This window comes from Methylacidiphilum sp. Yel (assembly GCF_004421185.1).
Taxonomy (GTDB): domain Bacteria; phylum Verrucomicrobiota; class Verrucomicrobiia; order Methylacidiphilales; family Methylacidiphilaceae; genus Methylacidiphilum.
The window spans coordinates 13,419-37,010 of sequence record NZ_LXQB01000027.1 but is presented as its reverse complement, the minus strand read 5'-3'; the positions used below and the strand labels follow the sequence as shown (position 1 = coordinate 37,010).

Genomic DNA, 23,592 nt, shown 5'->3' with positions numbered 1-23,592 from the left:
AGATAAGCTTTATCATCGAGGAAGATTAAAGCAGTTTTACTTTGAACAAAGGCTTGTTAAAATCTACAGGCTTACCATTTTCCGCCAACACCTCTGTGATGATCCCGTGAACTTCTGCTTTAATTTCGTTCATGACTTTCATGGCTTCTATGATGCAGACTACGGTATCTTCTGTGATTTCTTGCCCAACTTCTACGTAGGGCGGGGCATTGGGAGAAGGGGATCTATAAAATATTCCTACCATAGGTGAGCGAATTTCTGTAAACTTGGGAGAAGCAAGTAAGGAAGGTTCTTTGTCTTTGACTTCGACAAGATGTCCGCTTGAAGGAGGAGCAGAGACCAATGGGGGATGGGAAGGAAAGTCTTTTCGAAGCCTCAGTTTGGTATTTTCTTCTTCGATCTCTATTTCACTTAGATTGTTTTTTACCATCAGTTCGATAAGTTCAGCAATTTTAGCTATATCCATATCATCCCTTTTTTCTAAAACTGATGTTTCTCATTTTGTGCAAAATCTCTTTTCAATCAATTCATTTCAATATTAGGGTTGCGTGGGGTTATTAGCTAGCTCAAAAAATGTTCGGTAACTAAATATTTCAACTGAAAGGTATTCCCTCCTCCCTCTTTTTCTCTTTTTTTATCGATTCTGTCAATTTCTTTCCTTCTTTTGAACTCTTGTTTCTTGTTTGAAAATAATAATATTCCTTCTGATTCGTTTGCTAGGCTTTGTTTGCTTTTTAGACTCTGTTTTTTTCTTTTCCTTTTAAAAAGTTTGAGGAAGGAATGCGGCTTCAATAGCAAGCGATTCATCTACCGCATGTCTAAGATCTTGGTGGAGCTGCTCTATGGTTCTTATCGCTTCCACATATCTCCAGAAACTTTTCTTGGGAGAGCCTTTCTTTAGTTCTTCTTGGATCTTTTGCCAGTACGCCTGTTCAAGAAGGCGCAAAAACCGTTCCCTTTTATCCATGAGCTTGATATGGATTAAGGTTTGGGTTTCTTCTAGTGATTCTTCTTCATTTTCCTTTTCCAATTCTGCTTTTGTTTTTTGGATAAACTCATTAAGCAATGCCATCTTTTTGAACCCTGCTATTGGTTCTCCATTGTCGATTTGCATCCATTTTTGCACTTCGGCCAAAAGCTCTTGGTCTTCGGTGGAAATTTCAAACGGAGAACTATAGACAGAAACCCGAATGCATCGGGAAAGAATGGTTGGAAATATAGACAAAGGCCTTGTTGAAGTTAAAAGAATGGTGGTATGCGAAGGAGGCTCTTCAAGGGTTTTTAAAAAGGCATTGGCCGCTTCTCCTCCTCCTAAACACATAGACTCGGCCTCTAAGATGAGGCAAACTTTTCTGGATTCTTTATAAGCCTTCAAGTAAAGCTGCTGACAGACTTCCTTTATTTGCTGAACGCTGATGCGCTTTAGTTTCGTTTGGGGGCGGACGAAGTAAAAATCAGGGTGCTTCAATGGATCTCCTTCGAGCAGCTCTCTGGAAAGAGCCATCCCTACGTTTAACAACAATGAAGCATCGGAACCGCTGAAGAGATAAGCTGAGGCGATCCTTTGGTTCAGAATCCCTTTTTTGAAGAGTTGAATACAACTTTCATAGCTCAAAGACATGGCTAATCTTCTCCCATACAAGAGTGGCAATTTCCTCAGGGCTTCCTGTGGCTTCCAAGACATAGAACCTTTCTGGCTCTCTGCTTGCAAGCTCTAAATAAGCTTTTCTTACTGTATCTAAGGAACTCTCAAAGTCAGCCTGCAGCTTGTCAATACCTGATTTTTTACCATCCCTTTTTTTAATCCTAAACTGAGAACTTTTCACTGGGATGTCCAGTAGAATCGTTAAAGTTGGCTTTATACCGGCCGTCGCTAGTTGGTTGAGCTCTTCAATGGTTTTTAGAGGAATGCCACGTACTACTCCCTGGTATACAAGAGTCGAATCGGTAAAACGATCAGCAAGAACCCATGTATTCTGTGCAATCTCAGGCCCAATGATTTTTTTTATTAACTCTGCTCTACTCGCTTCAAACAAAAAGAGTTCGGCCAGCGGGCAGAAGCCTATAGCCGAATGTTTTAAAAGCCTGCGTAATCGTTCTCCAAGTGGTGTGGATCCAGGTTCTCTAACCAGGATAACCTTCTGTCCCCGCTCTTCTAATCGTTTTTTTAGCAGGCGAATCTGGGTTGTTTTCCCACAGCCTTCACTTCCTTCAAAACTAATAAAGCGTCTTTTTATACTTTCCATGCTTTTTGTCCTTCTGGAGTATCTTGGACTATCCAACCCATTTCTTGGAGCTGCTGTCGGATCCTATCGCTTGTCGCCCAGTTCTTGTTCTTTCTGGCTTCAGCTCGCATCTGAAGCAAAGTTTGAATTTCAGGGGGAATTTCCACACTGAATTCTCCGATTCCTAAGATTGTATCAACAAGTTGCCAACTTCTTTGGAGTGGGGGTAAAGGCTCTCCTTTATCCATCATCCGATTGGTGTGTCTGATCCAATCGAAAAGATGACCGATTGCCTCTGTAATATTTAGATCATCCGCTAAAGCCTCAACAAAGCAGCGAAGAAATCGAGTCTCTTCTTCATATTCTTGTAGTTGGAACTGAGATTTAGGGAGGCTTTGGAAGCGGCTTAACCACTGATCGATTCTTTTGACAGCTTCACGTGAGGCTTCCATACCCTGCCATGTGAAATTGAGGGTCTGTCGATAATGGGAAGCCGTTAAAAGATGATACCGAAGCGTCCTTTCATTAAATCCTCTTTCTAAAATGTCTCGGATAGTATAGATATTGCCTAAAGACTTAGACATCTTTTCGCCCTCAACCAGTACATGTGCTACATGAAACCAGTGGCGAACGAAATTTTGTCCAGTCACAGACTCGCTCTGCGCTATCTCATTTTCATGATGAGGAAAAATAAGATCGACACCCCCGCAGTGAATGTCTATTTCATTGCCTAAATAACAGATACTCATGGTGGAGCATTCTATATGCCATCCCGGTCTTCCTATTTCCCATGGAGAAATCCAACCGACCTCTCCGTCTTCCGGTTTTTTGGCTTTCCATAAGGCAAAATCCCCATAATGTTCTTTGATGTATTCATCAGCCAATATGTGAGATCCAGGTTTTAATTTGTCTTTTTCTAAATGAGAAAGTTTCCCATAGTCAGGGAATGAAGCGATGCGGAAATAAACTGATCCATCCTCTCCAATATAGGCATGGTTTTTGTCTATCAGTTGGCGGATAAATTCAATCATCTTCTCAATGTGTTCAGTGGCCTTTGGTTGAAAATGCGGCTTAAGCAAATGAAGAGTTTGCATATCTTGTTCGAATGCATCGATATATTTTTGAGTATATTCGACTAGAGAAAGGCCAGCGGCACGAGAAGCTGCAATTGTCTTGTCATCTATATCGGTATAGTTCATGGTGTGAATCACCTTATATCCGAATAGTTCAAGAGCTCTTCGGAGAAGATCCACACAGAGAAAGGTTCTAAAATTGCCGATATGAGCAAGGTTATATACTGTTGGTCCGCAAGCATACATGGTAACATGCGGAGGATTGATCGGCTTAATGGGCTCAAGTTTGCGGGAGATTGTATTGTACAAACGAAAAGGAGGAAGAGGAAAAGAGAAGTTCATTTTTTTTGTTGTTGAAAAAGGTTATTTTTTCAATAGTGTTCCTCACTAAACAAAAGATTGGTTCATTTCTTTTTGCTTCTGGAGCACAGAAAAGATTTCTTCGGCTGGGTATCCCAAGATTTCGGAAAGGGTAGGGTGATAAAAAGGCATATGCAAAAGATCCTCAACTTTTCCTCTAAAATACATGCACGTACTCAACAGATGAATCAACTCTGAAGCATGAGGACCAATAATGGAACCGCAAAGAATTTCTCCAGTGGAAGGCTCAGCATAGATTTTTACAAACCCATGTTCTTTTCCTTCGATAATGGCTTTCCCATGATCTTGAAAAAAATACTTAGCGCTTATCATTCCACCATTTCGAGGCAAAATGCCTACCATTGCTATTTCTGGATCAGTAAAAACAACTTCCATTGTCAAACGCCTTGAAATGACGTGGCTAGGTTCTTTACCCGCTAGGAGTTCAAGAGCGTTTTTAGCAGCAATTTCTCCTTCTTCTCTGGCAATGTGCACGATTCCAAAGTTGCCTGTAGCATCTCCCGCGGCAAAAATATGGGGGATGGAAGTCTGCATTTTATCATTGACCTCTAGCGATTGAAAATCCGTATGAATCCCTATCTTTTCTAATCCAAGATGTTTTAGGTTCGGTTTTCTTCCCAGGGCATAGAAAATTTCTTTGGATAAAACGTCCTTCCTTTTTCCTTTAAAAAAGAAAGAAACTTTTTTCAACCCATTAACAATCGAGACGGATTCAATTTGAGTATCGCTAAAAACAGTTATGCCCTCGGCTGTAAAACAATCCTTGAGGCATTGGGAAACTTCCGGATCAAATTGTTTCAAAAGCCTAGGGCTTCTTTGAATGATTGTCGTTTTGCAACCGAGTCGAGAAAAAAATTGGGCAAATTCGCAAGCAACAGGTCCACCGCCCAGAATGGTAAGACTTTCTGGCAAATGCTCCAGTTCAAGTGCTGAATCGCTTGTAAGGAATCCAGACTCCATTAAGCCTGGAATGGGCAGTGGATCGATTATAGAGCCAGTCGTTATGAGGATAACATTTGCATAGAGGAGTTGCTTTTCCCCATCTCTTCTTCGTATTTCCAATTCGTTGGGGCTCTTGAAAGAAGCCTGGGCTTGAATGAAGTCTACTGGTAATGAAAAAATCTCTTCTTCTCTATATTTAGCAAACCTCTCAACGAGTTTTCTTTTTCTCCATTGAATCTGCTGCATATCCACTGAAATAGCCTCTACTTTCAATCCAAAAGTTTTGGCTTGTTGCAAATCCCAAAATCGGCGACTGGATTCAATTAATGTTTTTGAAGGCATACAGCCTTTGAGTATACAAAGCCCTCCAATCTTTTCTGCTCCTTCGATCAGGGCGACTTTGATTCCCTTTTTTGCGGCTAATGAAGCAGCAGCAAAACCCGCGGTTCCTGCTCCGATGATGGCCAACTGGTATGGTCCCTTCATTGAAAATCCTCAAAATTTTTTTTTGCAATCTTTCTTCAGGGCTAATCAGCAAAAAGAGAGAAGAAATCTTTTACGCAAGCAAGGTCTTCAAAAGAGTAATCGGGTTGGTATTGGTTAAGTTCTTCCTTGCTGAAGCCTCCAGTAGCCACAGCAATCGAAGTAAAACCTGCAAATTTAGCGCAAAGAACATCGTGAGGAGTATCTCCCACTACCCAAAAATTCTTTTTTTCAATACCCTGACCGAACATTGCCATAACAAGCTCAGCAGCCATACTGGCTAAAGAATTTCTTGATTCGTGTTGATCACCAAACAGCCCAAAAGAAAAATAGGTCCATAGCTTATAATAGGAAAGTTTGATCTGAGCAGCTTTTCTGAAATTACCGGTCAAAAGCCCCATTTTGACAGTAGAGATAGTACTTATTGTTTGCAAAATATCTAATATTCCTCGACAAAGCTTCCCTGTATCATGACTTGTAAGTTCTTCCCGAAGAACTTTCAAATAATGATTTCTGTAAATAGAAAGGTTTTCAGGGGTCCATGGCACCTGGCATCTATTCAAAATTTGTTTTGCGATCATGAGATCTGTTCTTCCCCGATAGTCTAATTCTTTGGGATGCATCTCTAGATTATAGAGTTCATTGATTGTCCGAAAAATAGCTCTTAGTCCGCTCCCAGTAGAATGGATAAGAGTGCCATCGATATCCCATAGAATGATATGTTTTATTGTTGACATGAAAGGATAATGTTACAATTGCAGCCTTTAGCTTTAGAATCCAAGGATAGAGTATCCACAGTCAACGTAAATCGTTTGTCCTGTAATGGCTCTGGATTCATCTGATGCGAGAAATAAAGCAACCGATGCTACTTCTTTGGCTTCTACATTTCTTTTCAATGGGGATTTTGCTTCACATTCTTTTAAAAACTTTGTAAATCCGCTGATTCCTCTTGCAGCTAATGTGTTTATTGGCCCAGGACTTAAAGCATTGACCCGTATCTGATCTTTGCCAAACTCATAGGCCAGATACCTTACGGAGGATTCAAGGGCTGATTTTGCGGGCCCCATAATTTTGTAATTTAATATAACTTTTTCTGAGCCATAATAAGATAACGTCAAAATACTGCCTCCATCTCTGAACAAGGCTTTGGCTTCCCTTGCTAAGGCTATAAAAGAATACACACTTATTTCAAAAGTTTTTATAAAATCTTCTCGAGTTGTCTCATAGAAGTTTTTTTCTAATGCTTCTTTTGGAGCAAAAGCAATGGAGTGGAGTAAAAGATCGATTTTGGGAAAATGTTTTACAGCCTGCGAAAAGAAAGATTTAATTTCTTGTTCATTACTGACATCACAAGGAAAAGCCAAAGAAGGAGGACTAGGAGGGAGTTCAGAAAGGAGAGCTTCCACAGGTTTCTTTAGTCTTTCTCCCTGGTATCCAACGATCAAGTTGGCTCCGGCCTCGTGCCAGGTTTTGGCAACGGCCCAAGCGATGCTCCATTTATTAGCAACACCAAAGACAAGGGCATTTTTTCCTAATAGTGGCTTATAATTCATAATAAAATCCTTAATGAAGAAAACAAAAGAAAATATAAAGAGCAAATTTTAAATCAGTAAGCACAAGCCTATCTTTTTTTTTAAAACGAGTTGTTCGATTTTTTTTCTGAGATGTAGATCTAGAACTAATTTCCGAACGAAGATCTTCCATTCTTTTCCCCCATCCTTTCAAATGGGGCGTTCATTTCTACTCATAGGCCATTTATTTCTACTGGAAATCTCTCCTAAAAGCAGCTCAACTGCCCAATTAATAGTCATAATTATCTGAATCTACTCCATGGCTGCGGATTTTCCTTGACAAATGTTTTATTGAGGAAGGTAAAGATTTTCTGAAATTTATCTTCTCAGGGATAGGAAAGGGAAGGGGAAGGGCTAATATTAGATTAGTTTAGAAATAGCCTGCAAGCCTACTACACTTATAATGAGAAAATACTTTAATTTTTTAATTCGCCAGGTTTGGTTTATTAATGTTCTTTAGCTTTTATCCTTATGCATTCCTTGCCTAGGCTAAGATAAAAAATGAGAAAAATGTTTGTTTAGTTGCTCTGGCTCGAATCGTCCAAAAGTTCTGAGAGTTTACCACTGGAAATGGATGGAGAGGAAAATCATTTTGTAACTAGCAGCAATGCAAGCCATGCTCTAACAACGTTAGCAAATGTCGTTCATAGCCTCACCCAGAAGCTAATTAATATGGTAAAACTGTTAATTTTTTTTAATACTTTATTTCCTAAAAAATCTTTCAATATATTTTCTATATTAGGAGATTATATAGATTTCTCATTGTCTTTTGATCGCATTTCATTTATTAGTAGTATGGCGCTTTTGGTGAATAACTAAAAAGTGATAGAGATTCAGGTCTATTGATCTGGATCGCAAAGGAATGAAACGAATACTTATTTTGACGGCCGGTTTTGGAGAAGGTCATAACACTGCGGCACGGAATATACAGGAAGCCATTGAACATCTGGAGCCGGACGAAGCGATTGTTGATCGGATTGATCTTTTTGATACCTGTTATGGCAAGTTCAGCGATCTGTTGCGGCAAGGCTATCTAACAGCCATTAATCGTGCACCATTAATTTGGCGAGGGATTTATTCCATTTTTGATCGTACGAGTTTTATAGAAGACGTACTGGTGGCTTTTGCCAAAATGAAGCAGGCCTTGGATTGGTTGCTGAGAGAAATGCAACCTGACATCGTTCTGTCGACTTATCCTTTCTATAATTTTCTGATAGAAGAGATCTTTAAAGATGGGAAGGAAAAGAACTTTGTTCAAATAACCGTCATCACTGATTCGATCACCGTCAATTCTTTTTGGTATAGGAGTTGGAGCGATTATTTTGTAGTGCCTAATAAAGATACGGCGACCATTTTAAAATCAGCAGGCATAGCTGAGGAAAGGATTCTTGAATTTGGTTTTCCTGTCCAACTTGAATTTTTGGAGTATGCTCAAAACTCCATGCCTTTGGAACCCATACGACAGCCCAAGATTTTATATATTATCAATTCGGGAAGAAAAAAAGCATCAAAAATTATTGATCAACTCTTATCCAGAAAGAATTGGGAAGCGACGATCGTCGTGGGGAAAGACGAAAAACTCTTTTACAATATTGCTGAACATGTGAAAGGCTTTGAAGAACGGGTTAAAGTTTTGGGATGGACAGATAAAATTCCCGAGCTTTTGCTCAATCATCATGTGATTATTAGCAAAGCAGGTGGTGCTACAGTACAGGAAGCTATTGCGGCTTGTTGTCCGATGATCATTCCACAAGTTGTTCCTGGTCAAGAAGAAGGAAATTATGAACTTTTACGAAGATACGAAGTGGCTTGTTTTGCTGAAAAGCCATCGGATATCGGATCCGCTCTGGACTTTTTATTTGAAAACGAGGCTAAGCATTGGAAAAAATTAAAGAACAATCTTAAAAAAATCAGTAAGCCAGACAGTTCCCTTAAAATAGCTCGGTTTGTTCTAGAACAATCTGTCCTGGAAATCATCCCTTCGAGGGTTTTCCCTTTTCCTGGGAAAAGGTTTGAGAATGTCAATTTTTCAGTGACCAAAACGAAAAGCTCTCAAGCATTACTGTGCGATTTTCATATTCATTCGACTTATTCTGATGGGAGGTTATCCGTAGGAGAGATCGTGGATTTTTATGGACAGCGCGGTTTTGATTGTATCTGTGTAACCGATCATCTTGTTGACAGAAAAAGATTGATCGGTAAGTTCTGCGAACTGACTGGCCTTGTATTAACACCGACTAAAGTCGGTGAGTATTTCGAAACGATAGAGAAAGAAAAAAAAAGAGCATGGAAAAAATATGAAATGATTCTCTTCTGTGGAATAGAATTTAACAAAGACGGATATAGCCCAAAAACCTCTGCGCATCTACTGGGGATCGATCTTAAAAGCCCAATTGATCCATGCCTTTCTTTAAAGGAGATTATTGCTGAGATCCATAAACAAAATGGCTTAGCTGTTGCCTCTCATCCACACATTTTCCAAAGTGTTTGGGGGCCGAACACCCTATTTTTATGGGAAAATCAGCAAGAATATGCTCCTCTGCTTGATGCTTGGGAGGTGGCAAATCGGTATGATCTATTTTCTCCCGTTGGCTTAAAAAAACTGCCTTTTATTGCTAACAGTGATTTTCATAAGCCAAAGCACATCTATTCCTGGAAAACAATCCTCCATTGTGCAAAAGAGGCGAATGAAATCAAAGAATGTATTCGTTCCAATAGGAATGTTGCCATAACCCTTTATCGGGATCATAAGTTTGGAACGTTATTTCAAAAGAAGGATTTTGAACTGGAAATTGCCTAAGGCTTTGATGCGTCGAATGATCTTGCCTTCTTGCGCTGCTTCTTTTACGGAATTCCAACTATTAAAACGGCTGCTTGCCAATAGGAATTGCAAGCTTGTGTTCCGTGATCTATTAGCAGCAGTTAAAGCAGATGAAAAGGAAGTGTGGGAAAGTCTTTGCAGATTGCAGGAACAAGGGTTTGTCATTAATTGCTCACCTCTAGTGGGGATATCTCTTGAGGATCCTTTACCAGATATCCTCCATCCGGGAGAACTCCAGATTCTGTTGGAAAGAGGGGACTTTCACATCCGTTGGAAATCAGAGATTTTTCAAGTAATTGGTTCGACAAATGATGAAGTAATCAAGCAGGCAAAGAGAGGGGCTAAGGAAGGGCTTGTGGTCGTCTCTGATAGGCAATTGCAGGGAAGAGGAAGGCAAGGTCGATCATGGGAATCCTTCCTTCCCTTAGGTCTTTATATGACAGTGCTATTGCGACCAAAATGGCTAGTAGCCAATCCTCAACAATTGGCTATCTTAAGCTCTCTTTCTACGGCGGAAGCCTTATTTCAAATGGGTTTGAAAACTGTGACTATTAAATGGCCTAATGATATCGTTGTTGCTACTAAAAAGCTTGGAGGAATACTGATAGAAATAGATCGGGACGAAGGTGGAGAGTGGTTTGCTGCAATAGGCATTGGCATTAACCTCAATCAACAAAGAATCCACTTTTCAGAATCCTTGCAAGGAAAAGCCACCTCCTTTTACTTGGAGACGGGGAAAAAGGTGCGAAGAGTGGAGCTGTTGATAGAAATCCTCGGTCGATTGGATCGGAATTTGCAGCGATCTTTTGGCGCGATCAAGTCATCGTGGGAAAAAAGGATAGTGCTGTTGAATGAGAAGGTTACTTTTGAAGTAAATGGTCAAAAAATTGTAGGACGAATGAAAGGTATAGATGAAACAGGTTGTTTGCTTATAGAGAGTGCAAATGGAAGCATCCAAAAAATTTTTTCCATTTGAGCTGGTTCATGGTGGTCAAGATATGTCTTGAAATAGGGGCGAATGATCCGGAACGAATAAAAAAAGGTAATCTAAAAGTAAAAAATGCCCTTTTTTATTTTCTAGAATTAAAATAGAATAATAGCATGGTTGCAAATCCCAAAAGGTGGCCAGGATCCGGTGGAGGAGATCCTGGTGGCAGATGGGATAAAGAGAATAAAACGATAATTTTTATCTTTTTATTTTTGTTTATTCTTTACATGTCGGCGCTATTTTTTCGAATATGGAGAACGTTTGGATGGTGGTAGGATACGAGTTTTAAATGGCTAGTGAGAGACAAATGTTCTTTATTTGAATTCCTTTTCAGAGTTTTTTTAAAGCTAAACAGCACTAGGAGAAAATGCTTATGATTCCACTGGAAGACAACTATATCGATGTGATTGGGAAAGCGCAGAGAGGGCTTAACATCAGTGACGAAGAGCTGGCAAAAAGAGCGGCTGTGCCTTTCGAAAAACTCCAGAGGCTGAAAGAAGGAAAGTTGGATGAGGAGGTTTTAGCAAGAATTGCTCCGGTGCTTGGTCTTGGGAAGAAGGCGCTTTTGGATTTGGCTAAAGGTTTATATTACCCAAAAGATCCAGGGGTTATTCCTGGCTTCTTTCACTTTAATACGAGATGGGAAGATATGACTGTTAACAATTATCTTTTATGGGATACGATGACAAAAGAGGCTGCGGCTTTTGATACGGGAGGCAATTGCACCGAAATGCTTGATGCTATTAAAGTAAATGGCTTAAGCGTAAAATACATTTTGCTGACGCATACGCATGCTGATCACATCGCAGAGCTAGGAAGGCTTAAACGGGCCGTAGAGGCTCCTGCTTATTGCTGTCAACTTGAGATTATTCCTGGAGCCGAGCCGTTCTCTCCAGGCAAGACATTTCAATTAGGTAATTTGTCCATTAGCTCTTTTCTTACTAATGGCCATTCTCCCGGAGGGGTTTCTTACTATGTTACTGGAGGAAAGAGAAATCTAGTCATTGTGGGTGATTCACTATTTGCTGGCTCAATGGGAGGGGGAAATTATTCCTATACGGAGGCCTTAAGGAACAACCGGGAAAAAATTTTAACCCTGCCTGATGATACGATTATATGTCCTGGGCATGGGCCATTGACAACGGTAGGTGAAGAAAAAGTCCATAATCCTTTTTTTGCTTTCAATTGATTAGAAAGTTATGAAATGATGCATTTGAATCCAAGGCTTTTCTTTCCTAAGGAAAGAAAGATAATGAATATAAACTTAAAAAAGGAGGTACAATGAAACTAGTTCCCTTAATTGGATCTGGAGTTGCCGGTCCACTTGGTGTACTGCATTTGCCAAGAATGTGGCTGAAATGTATCCTGGCTGCTAAAGGCATGCTAGCTGATGGTTATCCCGACCTAGGTAAAGGGTTTGATGCGATGACCATGAATGCCCTAAATCTCACTGAAGATGAAGTGCGAAATTACATTAGAACCAATCTACCAAGCTATACAGAATTTGAAGCTTGGATCGTAGAAAAAAATGGTGGGAAAATTGATGGAGCCAAGGTTGCTGCTCACAACAGGGCTGTTTTGCAGTATCATCATGACGCAGAGACAAAGAAAGCCATTTTGGAGGAAGCAGGTCTCAAAGATGATGGGTCTATGCCTGATGCAGTGACTTTGAACGCAATCGATGATTTTACCTGTTTCCATAAGTGGCTAAAAAGCCAATAAAAAAAAATATAAGCTTCTTTAAGAGGCTTAGAAAGGCTAAGAGCTCTTTTCTCTTAGCCTTTTTATTTTTATGTTTTATTGTTTATATTAATAATTCATTATCAATAGCATCATGCGACCATTGCAAAATAATGGGCTGGGGGTTTTGTGTTGTCTGTGGGGTATAGGAATAGGCTTATGGTTTTTGTCTTTTAAGTCCTATGGATTGGAGAGACTAAAAATTCTTACTTCTATTGCGCCCCTGTATTGTTTTTGTGTCAACATTGGAGGGGAGTATGTCACAGTGAAAAACTTGATCTTCTTTGGAGCTGAGCCCCACGAAGTTTCCCTATCCATGCGGCAGATGCAAGAGATTCAAGATTCAGATTTGATTGTTATTAATGGATTGGGAATGGAAAGTTGGCTGGAAAAGGGGCTCAGTTCAAAAGAAAAAGCAAAAAAAATTGTTGTTTCTACCGTAGGGATAGAACCTATTCCTTCCATTGGCTCTCTTAATAAACTTCCAGCAAATAGCCCTTATTCTTTTAACCCGCATGTTTGGCTTGATCCTAACTTGGCTATTCAGCAAGTGCTGAATATTAAAAAAGCGTTATGCCAACGGGATCCACTCCATACAGAAGCCTACGAAAAAAATGCCGCTTCCTATATATTCAAATTAAAAGAAATCGATCGGATGTATCGAGAAAAGCTTCAAGAGATCGCACAAAAAAAAGCCTATTTCTTTAATGACTCTTTTATGTATCTGACAAAGCGCTACGATATCCTTGTAGCTGGTATTCTTGAAGAATGTGGCCAAAGAGAAGGTCTATCGCCTAGAAAACTTGCAACCGCCATTGAAACCATGAGGAAGGAAAAGATCCCTTTCTTTTATACTCCTTTTTCAAAGAAAGCCCTTGTCATGGAAATCATCAAAGAAAGCCAGACTTGCAGCGGAGAAATCGATTCGATGGAAAGCGCCAATCCTGATCCATCTCTCTATGAAACTATAGCAAAAAAAAATTTATCGGTTTTGGTAGAAGTTTTTGGAAAGAAAAACCTTTGTTGGTCCCACAACTTTGAGGTCTGTGCCGATGGAAAAGAGCAAAATTAAAGCCCCAGAGCCAGTTTCTTTCTTCTCCAGCCAACAAAAGCTTCTTTTAAAGGCTGACTCCGTTACGATTGTTTATACAGAGGAAACGGCCGTCGAGGATGTCAGCATGGAAATAGAAAGAGGCAAGATTGTGGCTCTCATTGGACCGAATGGAGCAGGGAAGACAACGCTATTGAAATGTTTTGCTGGGATCATTCAACCCAAAAAGGGGAGCATTTGGCGACGGCCTGGGCTCGTCATTGGTTATTTGCCTCAAAGACCGTCGATTCCACGGTATCTGCCGGTAACGGTTGAAGAGTTTATATCGCTGAGGCTTGGAAAATATCAGCTGCTTAATGGACTTTTTGGTCGAAAGGAAAGGAAAGAGAAGATTGCTGAGCTTTTGAAATGCTTTCAGGCTGAAGATTTACTCGAAAGAAGACTGCAAGAGCTTTCGGGAGGAGAAATGCAAAAGGTAATGGTGGCTTCTACACTGGCAAAAAATCCTGACTTACTCCTATTAGATGAACCGTTAACTGGAATAGATGCAACTGGTGGAATCGAATTTGATCAATTACTTCATGAGCTTAAAGAAAAAAAAGAAATAGGCACAGTGCTTGTGAGTCATGATTTACAACTGGTCTCACATATAGCCGATTGGATCTTTTTTTTGAACCATCGGGTTCTTGCTCAAGGAAAACCTTCCGATGTGCTTCAGGAAGAAAAACTTGCTGCTGTCTACAATCTTATTCATGGCAAATAGATAAAAGATGGAAATTCTTTCTTTTGATTTTTTAAGGCGTTCTTTACTAGGGGCGGCTATAGCCGGGCCAACTTGTGCTCTTTTAGGAATTATCACAACTTCTCGCGGACAAGCCTTTTTCAGTGATTCTCTCTCCCATGCTTCCATCGCAGGCTATGGTCTGGGGCTACTTATTGAGCTACTTGCCTTTCGATACTTCAACCTGAGCTTCCCTGAGACTTTCCTTTCCGCTTTTCTTTTTCTCTATTGTCTTGGGATCTCTCTTTGTTTTGCCTATTTTTTGAATAAATCCAAACTGGAGTCGGATACCCTACTTTCGATCATTTTTACAGGAACTGTGGCCATAGGCATTCTCCTATTAACTAAAATTGTTCGCTATCCTTTGCTTGAATCCCTGCTTTTTGGAGACATCAATGCAAGTTCTTGGACCGATATTGCTCTACTGGGAATGGTTGCTGTGGTGAGCTTATCTTTCCTTCTATTTAATATGCCTGCTCTTTTGCTTACCATGATCGATGAAAATATGGCGATAAGCGAAGGGGTCGAAGTCAAAAAACTTAACTATTGGACGGTGCTGCTAATTGGAGGAGTGGTTGCTTTGAGCCTTAAACTGCTTGGGGCACTCCTAGTAAGTGCAATGATCGTTATTCCCGCAGCAGCGGGAAAAATATGGGCATGGAATTTCCGTTCTCTTTTGTTGATTTCCCTTGTCAATGGGTTTTTGGGAGCTGTTGGAGGGGTCATTCTATCCTATTATATGGATGCGATGACAGGTCCAACCATTGTGGGATGTGATATTTTTTTGTTATTATTGGCTCTATTGTTTAAAAATCTCTTTAAGAAAAAAAACCTAAAAACTATACGGAATAGTTAGAGGCTTTCTAAGCTATCCATCGCCTCTTTTAGATTTTCAAACAGAAAAGAAGGATTGGCTGATAACAGTTTTATCTTGGAGTTGTAACCCGTCAACACTGCGGCAGAGAAAATGCCGCCTGCATGGGCAGCTTCGATATCATGAACCATGTCCCCAAAAAATATCGTCCTTTGAGGATCGATCTTTTCTTTTTCGATGATCTGTTTGATGGCAATTCTTTTGTCCTCTATTTCTGTATAAATGCGGTCAAAGTATTGTTCAATGCCTAACCGCTTAGCTTGTTTTATAAAATGACCCTGATGGATAGTGCTTAAAAGAATTACTTGGTATTTCTTCTTTTGACAAAACTCTAAAAATTCAAGGGCATAGGGCAATAGTGGAATTTTAACCTGGAACAGCCGGAAGATCGCATGGTAATGTTCGTTCATCTCCATGAAAGAAACTTCTGGTAAATAGCTCTTATAGAATTCCTTAAGCGGTAAGAAAAATGTTTCTTTGAATTCTTCAATCGAAAGTTTAGGCTTTCCGTATAAACCAAATATAAAATTTGAGGCTTTCAAGACAAAGGGCAAGTCATTAGCAAGAGTGCCCGACCAATCCAAAAACACAGTTTGAATTTTTTTCATCGCTTTTGTTTTTTTTGAAAAGATGACTAAACAATCAAAACAAATTCAATCGGTTAATCAATAATCTCAATCTGCCATAGGATCGTTTGTCAAATGGGAAAACGATTCTGGGAAGATGGGCTATTTCCGGTTCATTCGATTCCTGTGGTAAAGCAGAAGACAAAGAAAAAGCATTTGGTTTTAAAATGATGTCAGAAAAATCCTTTTGGATCGATTCAAGAGCCTCTGTTGGAGGGATTCTAAAAATACGTAAGACTAGATTTTCCCCAACAAACCGGTAAGAATGAAAGTTATGATAAAAGGAGAGGATTTCTTTTTTGGCTTCATGTAAGTCTTCAGTGACCAAGAATAAATTAAAATCTTCTGCAGATATAAGGCCTCTTTTCAAGAGATTGTTTGAAAGAAACTCGACAAAGTTTTTCCAATAGGTCCCTCCGGGGACATCAATAAAAACAAAAGGGACAAGAGGAGCCTTTCCTGTTTGCAGGAGGGTAAGAGTTTCAAAACATTCATCCATAGTTCCAAACCCGCCGGGGAAAAGGGCAATGGCATGGGATTCTTTGACAAAATGTAGCTTTCGGTTAAAGAAATACCTAAAACTAATGAGTTTAGGGTCACCATCGATAACTTCGTTGGGTTTTTGCTCAAAGGGTAGACGAATATTTAGCCCAAAGCTTTTATCCTTACCGGCTCCAAATTGAGCTGCTTCCATGATCCCTTCTCCGCCTCCAGTGATAACCATAAAGCCGCTCTCCACCATGATTTTTGAAAAATCTTTTGCACTGAGCCACTCCGGGGTTTGCGGTTTGATGCGGGCTGAACCAAAAATTGTGACTTTTTTAAAGGAGCGGTAAGGTTGAAAAATCGACTCCGCATATCGAATTTCTTTCAAGGATTGATTGACAAGACGGACATCAGCGTAAGGAGTGTTTTGGAATGAAAAGCGAAGCACAGTCGCGATCATTTCGAAGTATTCACGACGGTTTTCTATGACTCCTGCAGCTTGGAGTAACTCTTCTATTTTTTTGTCGATTTCCGGTTTACCTGAACTGTATACAAAGCTTTTTTTTTCTGTCACTTTATCTATAATGCCTTGTTAAAAAAGAATGGCAACTCTAATAGATCGGCTGAATGAATCTCTGCTCATTGGCGATGGGGCTTTGGGGACCTATCTTTATTCTCTTGGCATTCCTAGAGGCTATTGTATTGAAGAATTAAGTCTTTCCCATCCTGACTTATTGGAAAAGGTTCATAGGGACTATATCGATGCGGGGGCAAAAATTATCCGAACCAACACAGCCGAAGCGAACGCCTATCACTTATCGTTTTTCAAATTGGAAAAGAAACTCAAAGAAATCGTTAGCCGCTCCGTGCAGCTAGCCAAAAAAGCTCTTGGATCCAGAGAAGGGTGGATTGCGGGCACCGTAGGTCCTATCTGGACTAAGCCTACTGAATCGCCAATCGATATGGCTAAAAGACAAAGCCTCTATGAAGAGTTGGTTGCCTCTCTTATGGAAGAAGGAGTGGATCTTCTTTTTTTTGAGACTTTTACCGAGCTTTCTGAGCTTTTGCTTGTACTAGACATTGCTCGCAAAAAAGGAGCAGACAAGCTCTTTGCTTTTATCGCCTCCTTTGAAGAAGGAAAACTATCGAGTGGGGAAACCCTTGGAGAGGCTTTTTCGAAACTCAGGCTTGCAGGAGCAACACTTGTGGGGATCAATGGCGCCTGCGGTGTCCAAGCTTCGATTCATCTTTTAGAGGAGATTGAGCTAAAGGTCGGAGATTTTCTAGGTGCCTATCCGAATGCTGGTAAACCTGAATTTTATGATGGGACCTTTACCTACTCCGCCAGTCCTTCGTATTTTGGAGAGAATGTTGAAAGATTTGCTGAAGAGGGGGTATGTCTGCTAGGGGGAGATTATGGCACGGAGCCAGCGCATATAGCAGCGATGGCTCAAAGAGCCGCAACCATTAAACCTCTCAAAGAAAAACCTCCTAAAAGAAGACCTCGCTATCAGCTCTCCGAACAAGAGATTTTGCCACAGATTGAACCCTCCCTTCTTGAACTCTTAGCTCTAAAGCCTGTTTTCATGGTCGAGTATGATTCTCCTAAGACTTTAGCAATCGGAAAGTTTCTTGAGGGAGTCAAGGCAATTGAAAAAGCTGGAGCTGATGCGATAACATTGGCTGATAACTCACTGGCGATTTTAAGGATCAGTAACTTTGCTGCAGCCATTCATGTTAGAAGAGTTTCCAAAATGATTCCTATCCTCCATATAGCCTGCCGGGATAGGAATCTTTTAGGTTTGCAATCGGAGTTGATGGGGCTTGGCACCTTAGGGTTCAGACATATCCTGGCCCTGACAGGAGATCCAGCAAAATCTGGCGATCACCCAGGAGCTACTTCAGTCTATGATCTTAATTCTGTTGGATTAATCCGACTGCTTGCTAGTTTAAATAGGGGATTTAACGCTGCTGGAAAAGATCTGAAAGGTAAAACGGATTTTATCATTGGCTGTGCTTTTAATCCGAATACTTCCCAGTTTGAAGCTCAGGTGAAAAAATTGGAAGCTAAGCTAGCAGCTGGTGCGCAGTTTGTGATGACACAACCCATATTCGATATCCAGCTTATCAAAAAGACCTATAATTATCTGAAGCCTCTGGGCATCCCCGTATTTATTGGGTTAATGCCCCTTTTAAACTACCGAAATGCTGAGTTCCTTCATAATGAGGTACCAGGGATTTCTATCCCTGAAGCGGTACGTGAAAAATTGAAAGCATTAGATGGGGAAAAGGCTACGGAGGTAGGTGTGGGATTTGCACAAGTACTTGGGGAAGAAATTCTTTCGCTTTTCAAAGGCATCTATCTAATCACTCCTTTTCTCCGGTATGATATTTCGGTCAGGCTTTTGGAATTGCTCTCTAGTAGGAAAAAATCTTAGTGTTGACTAGGAATGGCTGGAGGCTCTCCGCGATGAATGGAAATTTTTTCGATCCATCGGATTCTTTCGAAAACGGATGGATGGCTTTCGTAGAACATGGAATAGAGTGGATCCGAATCGTAAGGTAAGTAATTAGTCGAAACGATTTTTTTCAGTGCCTCGATAAGTGGTTCCGCGGCCCATTTCAAGGCAGCGAAGGCATCTGATTCTTTTTCAGCCTTTCTCAAAAGCCAGTTTTTTAAAGGTTCTAGCGGATAGAGTAAAATAGGCAAGAGCACGATTGCCAGTCCAAAAGTGGATGGAGACCAGTTTGGATCCAGGCTAAATGCAGCTATCCAAGTTTTATGGGTATCAAGGAGGTTAAGGAAAACAAACAGGACCAATCCTCCCAAAAGGGTTACAAGTCGGCTTTTCCAGAGATGACCTAGCCGGTAATGGGCCAATTCATGGAAAAGTACTGCGATAAGTTCCTCCCGGTCTAATTGATTGGTCAACGTGTCGTAGAGTATAATGCGGCGGTGTTTGCCGAAACCGGTCAAAAAAGCGTTGCTGTGGAGGGAGCGTTTGCTCCCTTCCATAACAAAGATCTGATGGATGGGAAAACCATTTTTTTTGAATATTTTTTCTATTTTATCTTTTAAGTCTTTATCATCCAAGGGCTTTAAACGGTAGAAAAGGGGAATAATCCACACGGGAAGCATCCAGTCTATAAGAAAAAGGACTATAATCCAAATGGCCCAACAATATAACCACCACAAGGAAGAGGATTCTTTTATCCAGAGAAATAATAGAAAAAGTGGGCATAAGAACAAAAGGGAGAGAATCCAATGGCCAACCTGATCAAAAAGGAATAAAATTGGAGTCGTTCGATTGAATCCAAATCGAGATTCAATTCCAAAAGTCCTAATGGCAGAAAATAGTGTTCTTAAGGTATCTTCCAGCCAGAGGATGGAGATCAAAAAACAGCAGCCTGACCAGATCTTTGGAAAAGGAAAAATCTTCCAAAATTCTTCAAACATTCTTAGTCCCCCAAAAGGGATCCAAAAAAGGAACAGCAGATAGAAAAAGACAGAACGAAGTTGCGCCAATTTGATTTTTTGGTTGGCATAAAGGTAAGAATCGGATGGGGAACTTAAAGAGCCAAAAGAAGGATTGTTAATGAAGGGAAAGTTCTGAGAAGTCTTTTTTTTCGAAAGATATTTGAGTTGTCTGCTGCTCAACCAGTAATCCCAAGCGAGTTCGGCACTGGCAATAAGAACGACCGACCAAACAAAACTTTGCCCAAGGATAAGCATCTTTTTATGAAGGAATTTTAAGCAATTTCTTTACCAATAATTATGATAGAATAAATTTGGACGAACTAAAAATAAAAAAGATGGCTTATAAATTAATAGATTTATTTGTGTATTTTCTGAATTCTTAAAGGAAAAACGGTCTAGAAATAGAAAAGATGGCAAAGAAAATTAGTTGTTTTTTGCTCTATTCTTTTTTTTACTTTTGGCTCATTGTTAGTTCTTTTGCAATGCCCAAAGAAGAGAAAAAAGAGGCCAAATCTCCTGCTCCTGCAGCAAAAATATTTGTAGTGGCTGAATATGGTCCTAAACTTCCTCCAGAAAATCTCCAGAACAATGTCGATCGATATATGGAAAAAGTCTCCCGCACGTTCGATGCCTACGTGCAAAGGTCGGCAGCAAGAAAGAGGATGCATCTTTTGCCTTTTAGCTTTACTCCTTTACATGGTTTTGTAGCTCTTGGCTTCTATGTGAGTCCTTTGGGGGTGATTACTGAAAAAGTGTTTTTTATCGACTCTGGAGAAATGGCTGATTTGATAGAACAATGTTTGAGAGAAGCCTTAGTGAAGATGGCGGTTTTGGATCCACCTTCAAAAGAACTACAACAAGAGATTGGATCGGGGTTTTGGAAATTTTTTTGTTGTTGGTGGCCTCCACAATATGAGGGGTTAAATGACGATCTGGAAAACGCCGCCCGGTTATTCAATAGAGGAGGCAATTTCGGTCCAGGGGCGGGAGGAGGCGTTCCTTTGGAATTTCATCAAAGAAAAAAATAAGCTTTTAGCTGTTGAGGGGTCAGTAGCTTTTTTTTAGCAATGGATAAGATATTTTTCCTTTTTTTATTTTGTTTTTTTAGCATTGTAGCATTGCTTTGGGGACATCCAGTCGAAACTCTTTCTAATGGAGAGAGAGCTAGCGCCGAAGGTCCAAGAAAATACTTATTTCCCTTAGTAGGGGATTGGATGAAGGGTCCTATTCGGGCGGCTGCTTTTTTGATCGAATATGTCGACTTTCAATGCCCCGTTTGTAAAAGATATAACGAAATCAACAAACAACTTTTGAAAGATTATCAGGGAAGGCTATTGATCATTTATAGACACAAACCTTCCCCTACGCATCCTTACAGTTTTATAGCTGCATTAAGCGCTGAAGCCGCTGGCAAAGAAGGATGTTTTTGGCAAATGACAGATCTGCTTTTTGAAAAACAGGATCAATGGGCCAATGCCCAAGATCCATGGAAATTCTTTAGACAATATGCCCAATCCTTAAACATAGTCGACGAACGCTTTTTAAGGAACTTGAAAGATCCACAGCTGCAAAAGAAAATCTATAAGGATATCCAGAGTTCTCTTGCTTTAGGAGCGACGACGATTCCCTCTTTTTTCTTGAACGCTGAAAGGATTCCAAATCCTCAGTCATACGAAGATTTTAAAATACTCATTGAGGCTTCTCTTATTAAATCTAAAAAGACGCAAGTTCATGAGCATGCTGATATTAGAGTGGTGCTTGATGGAAAGCCAGTGGATTTTTCGTTGCCTAAATTTCAGTCGAAATACGGTCAGGAGCTAGATCCCTATGTCCATTTGCATCATGGCAATGGGAAGGTGCTCCATAAACATAAAAATGGGATCAACCTCGGGTATTTTTTTAACACCCTTGGCATGGATTTTGGCAAAGATCATTTTACCTTGGATACAGGCAAGAGATTTGAGCCCAGTGGCAATAAAGTTCTCCTGCTTTTTGTCAATGGCCGAAAAGAACCCTTAATGGATGCTTATGAACCTAAGGATCTTGATAGAATTCTTCTCTATTTTGGACCAAACTCAGAGGAACTGATTGCTAAGGAATTAGCTCTTGTGAGTGATGAGGCCTGCATCTATTCTTTAAAATGCCCGCAGCGGGGAATGCCTCCAGAAGAAGAATGTACTGGGCAACTTGGTTCGGATTGTCAATGATGAAAAATTCTCAGTCTGTCTCAATGGCAGCAGATAATGGGGCCAAGGAATTAGAATTGACCTTTCGCTTTTATTCTTTGCTGAATGATTTTCTTCCAGTCTGGAAAAGGCAAAAAGAAATAAAAAAAGCCTTTGGTAAACATACCACTTTAAAAGATGCCATTGAGTCTTTTGGGGTGCCCCATACCGAAATTGGACTCATTCTCTGTAATAGCCTTCCTGCTAGTTTTGAACAAAAAGTTATAGATGGTGCTCTTGTGAGCGTATTCCCCCATTTTAAAACGATCGACATTGGAAAATTAGCTCCAATTCTTTTTGAAAGGCCAAAACAATTTAAATTCATTCTTGATGTGCATTTAGGGACCCTAGCTCGATATTTGCGACTGCTTGGTTTTGATACTCTCTACAACAATAGCTATTCTGATGAGCAGCTGGCAGATATTGCCTATGCAGAGGAAAGAATTTTATTGACAAGAGATCCTGGGCTTTTGAAAAGAAAAAAAGTCAAGCAAGGCTATTTTGTCCGAGCCATTGAGCCCAGATTGCAAGCCATAGAAATCATAAGGGAGTTCCATTTAAAAGAAAAACTTAGTCCTTTTGGAAGGTGCCTACGCTGTAATGGCCTACTTCAATCTGTAAACAAAATAGAAATTAAAAATGTTGTTCCTCCAAAAGTCTGTGAAACACAGAGTTCTTTTCTAAAATGTCAACATTGTGGCAAAATTTATTGGCCGGGGAGCCATTATCATAGGATGAAGGCACTAGTTCTTTGGCTTAAGATCCATGCTTACTAACTTCTTTGGGAATGCCATGATTTTTTTTGCTTATCTCCTTAAAAGTATGGGGTATTTTCCTTTTTAACAATCCCTCAATTACCTTTATACAGTCCTATATTTTTCCTTATATTTTTTCTAGACTAAAATATGGTTTTTTTTTTTTTTGGGGGGGAAATAGAATTGGAAATAGAATTATAAGTATAAATCTCTAGTTTATAGAGGGATACAATGAAAAAGAAGCTAGATAAGTATAAAAAAATCTTTGATCTTCTATCCCAATTAAAAAGTATGTTTTGTCCTGGATATCTGAGAAAGAATCTTCGCTCTTTTAACTTAATAAGTGATATTATCAAAGCCCTTTATGCAGTCTTAATAGAAAGTAAAAAGAATATCGTTTATGATTTATCAGGTATAGTTCAAAATGAGATTGAAGAATTTTTCAGGATTCTAGGACTAGGTGAGCTCTGTATTTTTTATTCCCAATCTGGAGCTGTGTTTGCTGCGCAGCAAACCTTATTTTCCGGAGTCTGGTGGGTAGAAAACAAAGTAGGCCCTGACAAACCTTCTAGGTTGAGTATCGAAATCGGATTAATCCCTCGATTTGTAACTGCAGAACAAGAAGAACGTCTGCAAAACTTGGATGTGGAGACTATGCTACCATCCCTCAAATCTACAAGTGTAGGATTACAGGCACTCATCAGTTCTTTAGAGAAGGATACTAAGGAAAACCATTTGGCTACCGAAAAAAAGATTCAATTAAATCTTCTTCCCCTATTTCCTCAGGATAAAAAAACATTGTTTAGCCTGTTACCGAAGACTGAAATTACAATTTATTCTCAACGAAAGCAGGCTTGGGTTTTTGGGACTCTATTGAAAAATATCTGGTGGATTGAAGAGCTTACCGATGTGGAAATAAATAGGTGGGAATTAAGCCTGCTTGTCTGCGAAATTCCTTATTCATTATTTCCTGTTAGCTCAGAACTTAGAATAAGCGCTAGAAGACTAGAAAAAATAGCTGCCCAGCTAAAACCATAATTTCATGAAATTTTCTTTTTTTTCCCTTTCCTATGCTCTAAAGTCTTAGCCACA

At 39.9% G+C, this 23,592-nt stretch carries 23 protein-coding genes; 12 read left to right on the top strand and 11 right to left on the bottom strand.

The features are described 5' to 3' along the window. Positions 1-25: 25 nt before the first annotated feature. From accB to A7Q09_RS10675, 8 genes are all read right to left on the bottom strand, one after another. The gene (gene accB / locus A7Q09_RS05075) at positions 26-466 is read right to left on the bottom strand and encodes an acetyl-CoA carboxylase biotin carboxyl carrier protein (protein ID WP_134390212.1); all 441 of its coding nucleotides are present in this window, start codon (positions 464-466) and stop codon (positions 26-28) included. Positions 467-760: 294 nt separating this feature from the next. Continuing rightward, positions 761-1,621, bottom strand: a complete 861-nt coding sequence (locus A7Q09_RS05070; RefSeq protein WP_134390211.1) for a DNA polymerase III subunit delta' — start codon at positions 1,619-1,621, stop codon at positions 761-763. Continuing rightward, positions 1,605-2,246 (bottom strand): dTMP kinase, encoded by a 642-nt coding sequence (tmk, locus tag A7Q09_RS05065; protein WP_134390210.1) that lies wholly within the window; start codon positions 2,244-2,246, stop codon positions 1,605-1,607. The genes A7Q09_RS05070 and tmk overlap by 17 nt, the downstream gene beginning before the upstream one ends. After that, on the bottom strand, positions 2,234-3,640 hold the full coding sequence (gene cysS, locus A7Q09_RS05060) for a cysteine--tRNA ligase (RefSeq protein WP_134390209.1): 1,407 nt from the start codon (positions 3,638-3,640) through the stop codon (positions 2,234-2,236). Before cysS ends, tmk begins: the two co-directional genes overlap by 13 nt. 45 nt (positions 3,641-3,685) lie before the next feature. Continuing rightward, positions 3,686-5,107 (bottom strand): NAD(P)/FAD-dependent oxidoreductase, encoded by a 1,422-nt coding sequence (locus A7Q09_RS05055; protein WP_134390208.1) that lies wholly within the window; start codon positions 5,105-5,107, stop codon positions 3,686-3,688. Between the two features lie 41 nt (positions 5,108-5,148). Beyond that, on the bottom strand, positions 5,149-5,841 hold the full coding sequence (locus A7Q09_RS05050; protein WP_134390207.1) for an HAD family hydrolase: 693 nt from the start codon (positions 5,839-5,841) through the stop codon (positions 5,149-5,151). Between the two features lie 33 nt (positions 5,842-5,874). Beyond that, positions 5,875-6,657 (bottom strand): enoyl-ACP reductase, encoded by a 783-nt coding sequence (locus A7Q09_RS05045; RefSeq protein WP_134390206.1) that lies wholly within the window; start codon positions 6,655-6,657, stop codon positions 5,875-5,877. Between the two features lie 10 nt (positions 6,658-6,667). Next, positions 6,668-6,808 carry a hypothetical protein gene (locus A7Q09_RS10675; RefSeq protein ID WP_208526686.1) on the bottom strand — a complete coding sequence of 47 codons (141 nt, stop codon included), beginning with the start codon at positions 6,806-6,808 and terminating at the stop codon, positions 6,668-6,670. 729 nt (positions 6,809-7,537) lie between these two features. Here A7Q09_RS10675 and A7Q09_RS05040 point away from each other — a divergent pair. From A7Q09_RS05040 to A7Q09_RS05010, 7 genes are all read left to right on the top strand, one after another. Then, positions 7,538-9,475 (top strand): PHP domain-containing protein, encoded by a 1,938-nt coding sequence (locus tag A7Q09_RS05040; RefSeq protein WP_134390205.1) that lies wholly within the window; start codon positions 7,538-7,540, stop codon positions 9,473-9,475. Continuing rightward, entirely contained in the window at positions 9,456-10,472 is a 1,017-nt protein-coding gene (locus A7Q09_RS05035) for a biotin--[acetyl-CoA-carboxylase] ligase (protein WP_244228538.1), read from the top strand. The genes A7Q09_RS05040 and A7Q09_RS05035 overlap by 20 nt, the downstream gene beginning before the upstream one ends. A gap of 385 nt (positions 10,473-10,857) precedes the next feature. After that, positions 10,858-11,673 (top strand): MBL fold metallo-hydrolase, encoded by an 816-nt coding sequence (locus A7Q09_RS05030; protein ID WP_134390204.1) that lies wholly within the window; start codon positions 10,858-10,860, stop codon positions 11,671-11,673. Between the two features lie 92 nt (positions 11,674-11,765). Then, a complete protein-coding gene (locus A7Q09_RS05025) occupies positions 11,766-12,206 on the top strand; it encodes a DUF5069 domain-containing protein (RefSeq protein ID WP_134390203.1) in 441 nt (146 codons plus the stop codon). A gap of 112 nt (positions 12,207-12,318) precedes the next feature. Next, on the top strand, positions 12,319-13,296 hold the full coding sequence (locus A7Q09_RS05020) for a metal ABC transporter solute-binding protein, Zn/Mn family (protein WP_134390202.1): 978 nt from the start codon (positions 12,319-12,321) through the stop codon (positions 13,294-13,296). Beyond that, the gene (locus A7Q09_RS05015) at positions 13,277-14,038 is read left to right on the top strand and encodes a metal ABC transporter ATP-binding protein (protein WP_134390201.1); all 762 of its coding nucleotides are present in this window, start codon (positions 13,277-13,279) and stop codon (positions 14,036-14,038) included. The genes A7Q09_RS05020 and A7Q09_RS05015 overlap by 20 nt, the downstream gene beginning before the upstream one ends. Before the next feature lie 7 nt (positions 14,039-14,045). Further along, complete coding sequence (locus A7Q09_RS05010) at positions 14,046-14,912, top strand: metal ABC transporter permease (protein ID WP_134390200.1); 867 nt, start codon at positions 14,046-14,048, stop codon at positions 14,910-14,912. On the opposite strand, the gene A7Q09_RS05005 is transcribed toward A7Q09_RS05010, so the two are convergent. Then, the gene (locus A7Q09_RS05005) at positions 14,909-15,538 is read right to left on the bottom strand and encodes an HAD family hydrolase (RefSeq protein WP_134390199.1); all 630 of its coding nucleotides are present in this window, start codon (positions 15,536-15,538) and stop codon (positions 14,909-14,911) included. The two genes, A7Q09_RS05010 and A7Q09_RS05005, sit on opposite strands and share 4 nt — an antisense overlap. 34 nt (positions 15,539-15,572) lie before the next feature. Further along, positions 15,573-16,616 (bottom strand): LOG family protein, encoded by a 1,044-nt coding sequence (locus A7Q09_RS05000; RefSeq protein ID WP_134390198.1) that lies wholly within the window; start codon positions 16,614-16,616, stop codon positions 15,573-15,575. 28 nt (positions 16,617-16,644) lie between these two features. On the opposite strand from A7Q09_RS05000, the gene A7Q09_RS04995 reads away from it, so the two are divergent. Continuing rightward, the gene (locus A7Q09_RS04995) at positions 16,645-18,480 is read left to right on the top strand and encodes a bifunctional homocysteine S-methyltransferase/methylenetetrahydrofolate reductase (protein ID WP_134390197.1); all 1,836 of its coding nucleotides are present in this window, start codon (positions 16,645-16,647) and stop codon (positions 18,478-18,480) included. Here the strand turns inward: A7Q09_RS04995 and A7Q09_RS04990 are convergent. Continuing rightward, the gene (locus A7Q09_RS04990) at positions 18,477-19,775 is read right to left on the bottom strand and encodes a M48 family metallopeptidase (RefSeq protein WP_134390196.1); all 1,299 of its coding nucleotides are present in this window, start codon (positions 19,773-19,775) and stop codon (positions 18,477-18,479) included. The two genes, A7Q09_RS04995 and A7Q09_RS04990, sit on opposite strands and share 4 nt — an antisense overlap. Before the next feature lie 155 nt (positions 19,776-19,930). Here A7Q09_RS04990 and A7Q09_RS04985 point away from each other — a divergent pair, with 155 nt between their 5' ends. From A7Q09_RS04985 to A7Q09_RS04970, 4 genes are all read left to right on the top strand, one after another. Next, the gene (locus A7Q09_RS04985; RefSeq protein ID WP_134390195.1) at positions 19,931-20,548 is read left to right on the top strand and encodes a hypothetical protein; all 618 of its coding nucleotides are present in this window, start codon (positions 19,931-19,933) and stop codon (positions 20,546-20,548) included. 39 nt (positions 20,549-20,587) lie between these two features. After that, positions 20,588-21,727 (top strand): thioredoxin domain-containing protein, encoded by a 1,140-nt coding sequence (locus tag A7Q09_RS04980; RefSeq protein WP_134390194.1) that lies wholly within the window; start codon positions 20,588-20,590, stop codon positions 21,725-21,727. Beyond that, a complete protein-coding gene (locus A7Q09_RS04975) occupies positions 21,694-22,521 on the top strand; it encodes a Mut7-C ubiquitin/RNAse domain-containing protein (protein WP_244228537.1) in 828 nt (275 codons plus the stop codon). The genes A7Q09_RS04980 and A7Q09_RS04975 overlap by 34 nt, the downstream gene beginning before the upstream one ends. A gap of 210 nt (positions 22,522-22,731) precedes the next feature. After that, on the top strand, positions 22,732-23,538 hold the full coding sequence (locus A7Q09_RS04970) for a hydrogenase expression/formation C-terminal domain-containing protein (protein ID WP_134390193.1): 807 nt from the start codon (positions 22,732-22,734) through the stop codon (positions 23,536-23,538). Positions 23,539-23,592 lie beyond the last annotated feature (54 nt).

What these genes read in the sequence shown, in the direction of transcription:
- accB (WP_134390212.1), bottom strand. Translation starts at nt 466, where the DNA reads ATGGATATAGCTAAAATTGCTGAACTTATCGAACTGATGGTAAAAAAC.
- A7Q09_RS05070 (WP_134390211.1), bottom strand. Translation starts at nt 1,621, where the DNA reads ATGTCTTTGAGCTATGAAAGTTGTATTCAACTCTTCAAAAAAGGGATT.
- tmk (WP_134390210.1), bottom strand. Translation starts at nt 2,246, where the DNA reads ATGGAAAGTATAAAAAGACGCTTTATTAGTTTTGAAGGAAGTGAAGGC.
- cysS (WP_134390209.1), bottom strand. Translation starts at nt 3,640, where the DNA reads ATGAACTTCTCTTTTCCTCTTCCTCCTTTTCGTTTGTACAATACAATC.
- A7Q09_RS05055 (WP_134390208.1), bottom strand. Translation starts at nt 5,107, where the DNA reads ATGAAGGGACCATACCAGTTGGCCATCATCGGAGCAGGAACCGCGGGT.
- A7Q09_RS05050 (WP_134390207.1), bottom strand. Translation starts at nt 5,841, where the DNA reads ATGTCAACAATAAAACATATCATTCTATGGGATATCGATGGCACTCTT.
- A7Q09_RS05045 (WP_134390206.1), bottom strand. Translation starts at nt 6,657, where the DNA reads ATGAATTATAAGCCACTATTAGGAAAAAATGCCCTTGTCTTTGGTGTT.
- A7Q09_RS10675 (WP_208526686.1), bottom strand. Translation starts at nt 6,808, where the DNA reads ATGGAAGATCTTCGTTCGGAAATTAGTTCTAGATCTACATCTCAGAAA.
- A7Q09_RS05040 (WP_134390205.1), top strand. Translation starts at nt 7,538, where the DNA reads ATGAAACGAATACTTATTTTGACGGCCGGTTTTGGAGAAGGTCATAAC.
- A7Q09_RS05030 (WP_134390204.1), top strand. Translation starts at nt 10,858, where the DNA reads ATGATTCCACTGGAAGACAACTATATCGATGTGATTGGGAAAGCGCAG.
- A7Q09_RS05025 (WP_134390203.1), top strand. Translation starts at nt 11,766, where the DNA reads ATGAAACTAGTTCCCTTAATTGGATCTGGAGTTGCCGGTCCACTTGGT.
- A7Q09_RS05020 (WP_134390202.1), top strand. Translation starts at nt 12,319, where the DNA reads ATGCGACCATTGCAAAATAATGGGCTGGGGGTTTTGTGTTGTCTGTGG.
- A7Q09_RS05015 (WP_134390201.1), top strand. Translation starts at nt 13,277, where the DNA reads ATGGAAAAGAGCAAAATTAAAGCCCCAGAGCCAGTTTCTTTCTTCTCC.
- A7Q09_RS05010 (WP_134390200.1), top strand. Translation starts at nt 14,046, where the DNA reads ATGGAAATTCTTTCTTTTGATTTTTTAAGGCGTTCTTTACTAGGGGCG.
- A7Q09_RS05005 (WP_134390199.1), bottom strand. Translation starts at nt 15,538, where the DNA reads ATGAAAAAAATTCAAACTGTGTTTTTGGATTGGTCGGGCACTCTTGCT.
- A7Q09_RS04995 (WP_134390197.1), top strand. Translation starts at nt 16,645, where the DNA reads ATGGCAACTCTAATAGATCGGCTGAATGAATCTCTGCTCATTGGCGAT.
- A7Q09_RS04990 (WP_134390196.1), bottom strand. Translation starts at nt 19,775, where the DNA reads ATGCTTATCCTTGGGCAAAGTTTTGTTTGGTCGGTCGTTCTTATTGCC.
- A7Q09_RS04985 (WP_134390195.1), top strand. Translation starts at nt 19,931, where the DNA reads ATGGCAAAGAAAATTAGTTGTTTTTTGCTCTATTCTTTTTTTTACTTT.
- A7Q09_RS04980 (WP_134390194.1), top strand. Translation starts at nt 20,588, where the DNA reads ATGGATAAGATATTTTTCCTTTTTTTATTTTGTTTTTTTAGCATTGTA.
- A7Q09_RS04975 (WP_244228537.1), top strand. Translation starts at nt 21,694, where the DNA reads ATGTACTGGGCAACTTGGTTCGGATTGTCAATGATGAAAAATTCTCAG.
- A7Q09_RS04970 (WP_134390193.1), top strand. Translation starts at nt 22,732, where the DNA reads ATGAAAAAGAAGCTAGATAAGTATAAAAAAATCTTTGATCTTCTATCC.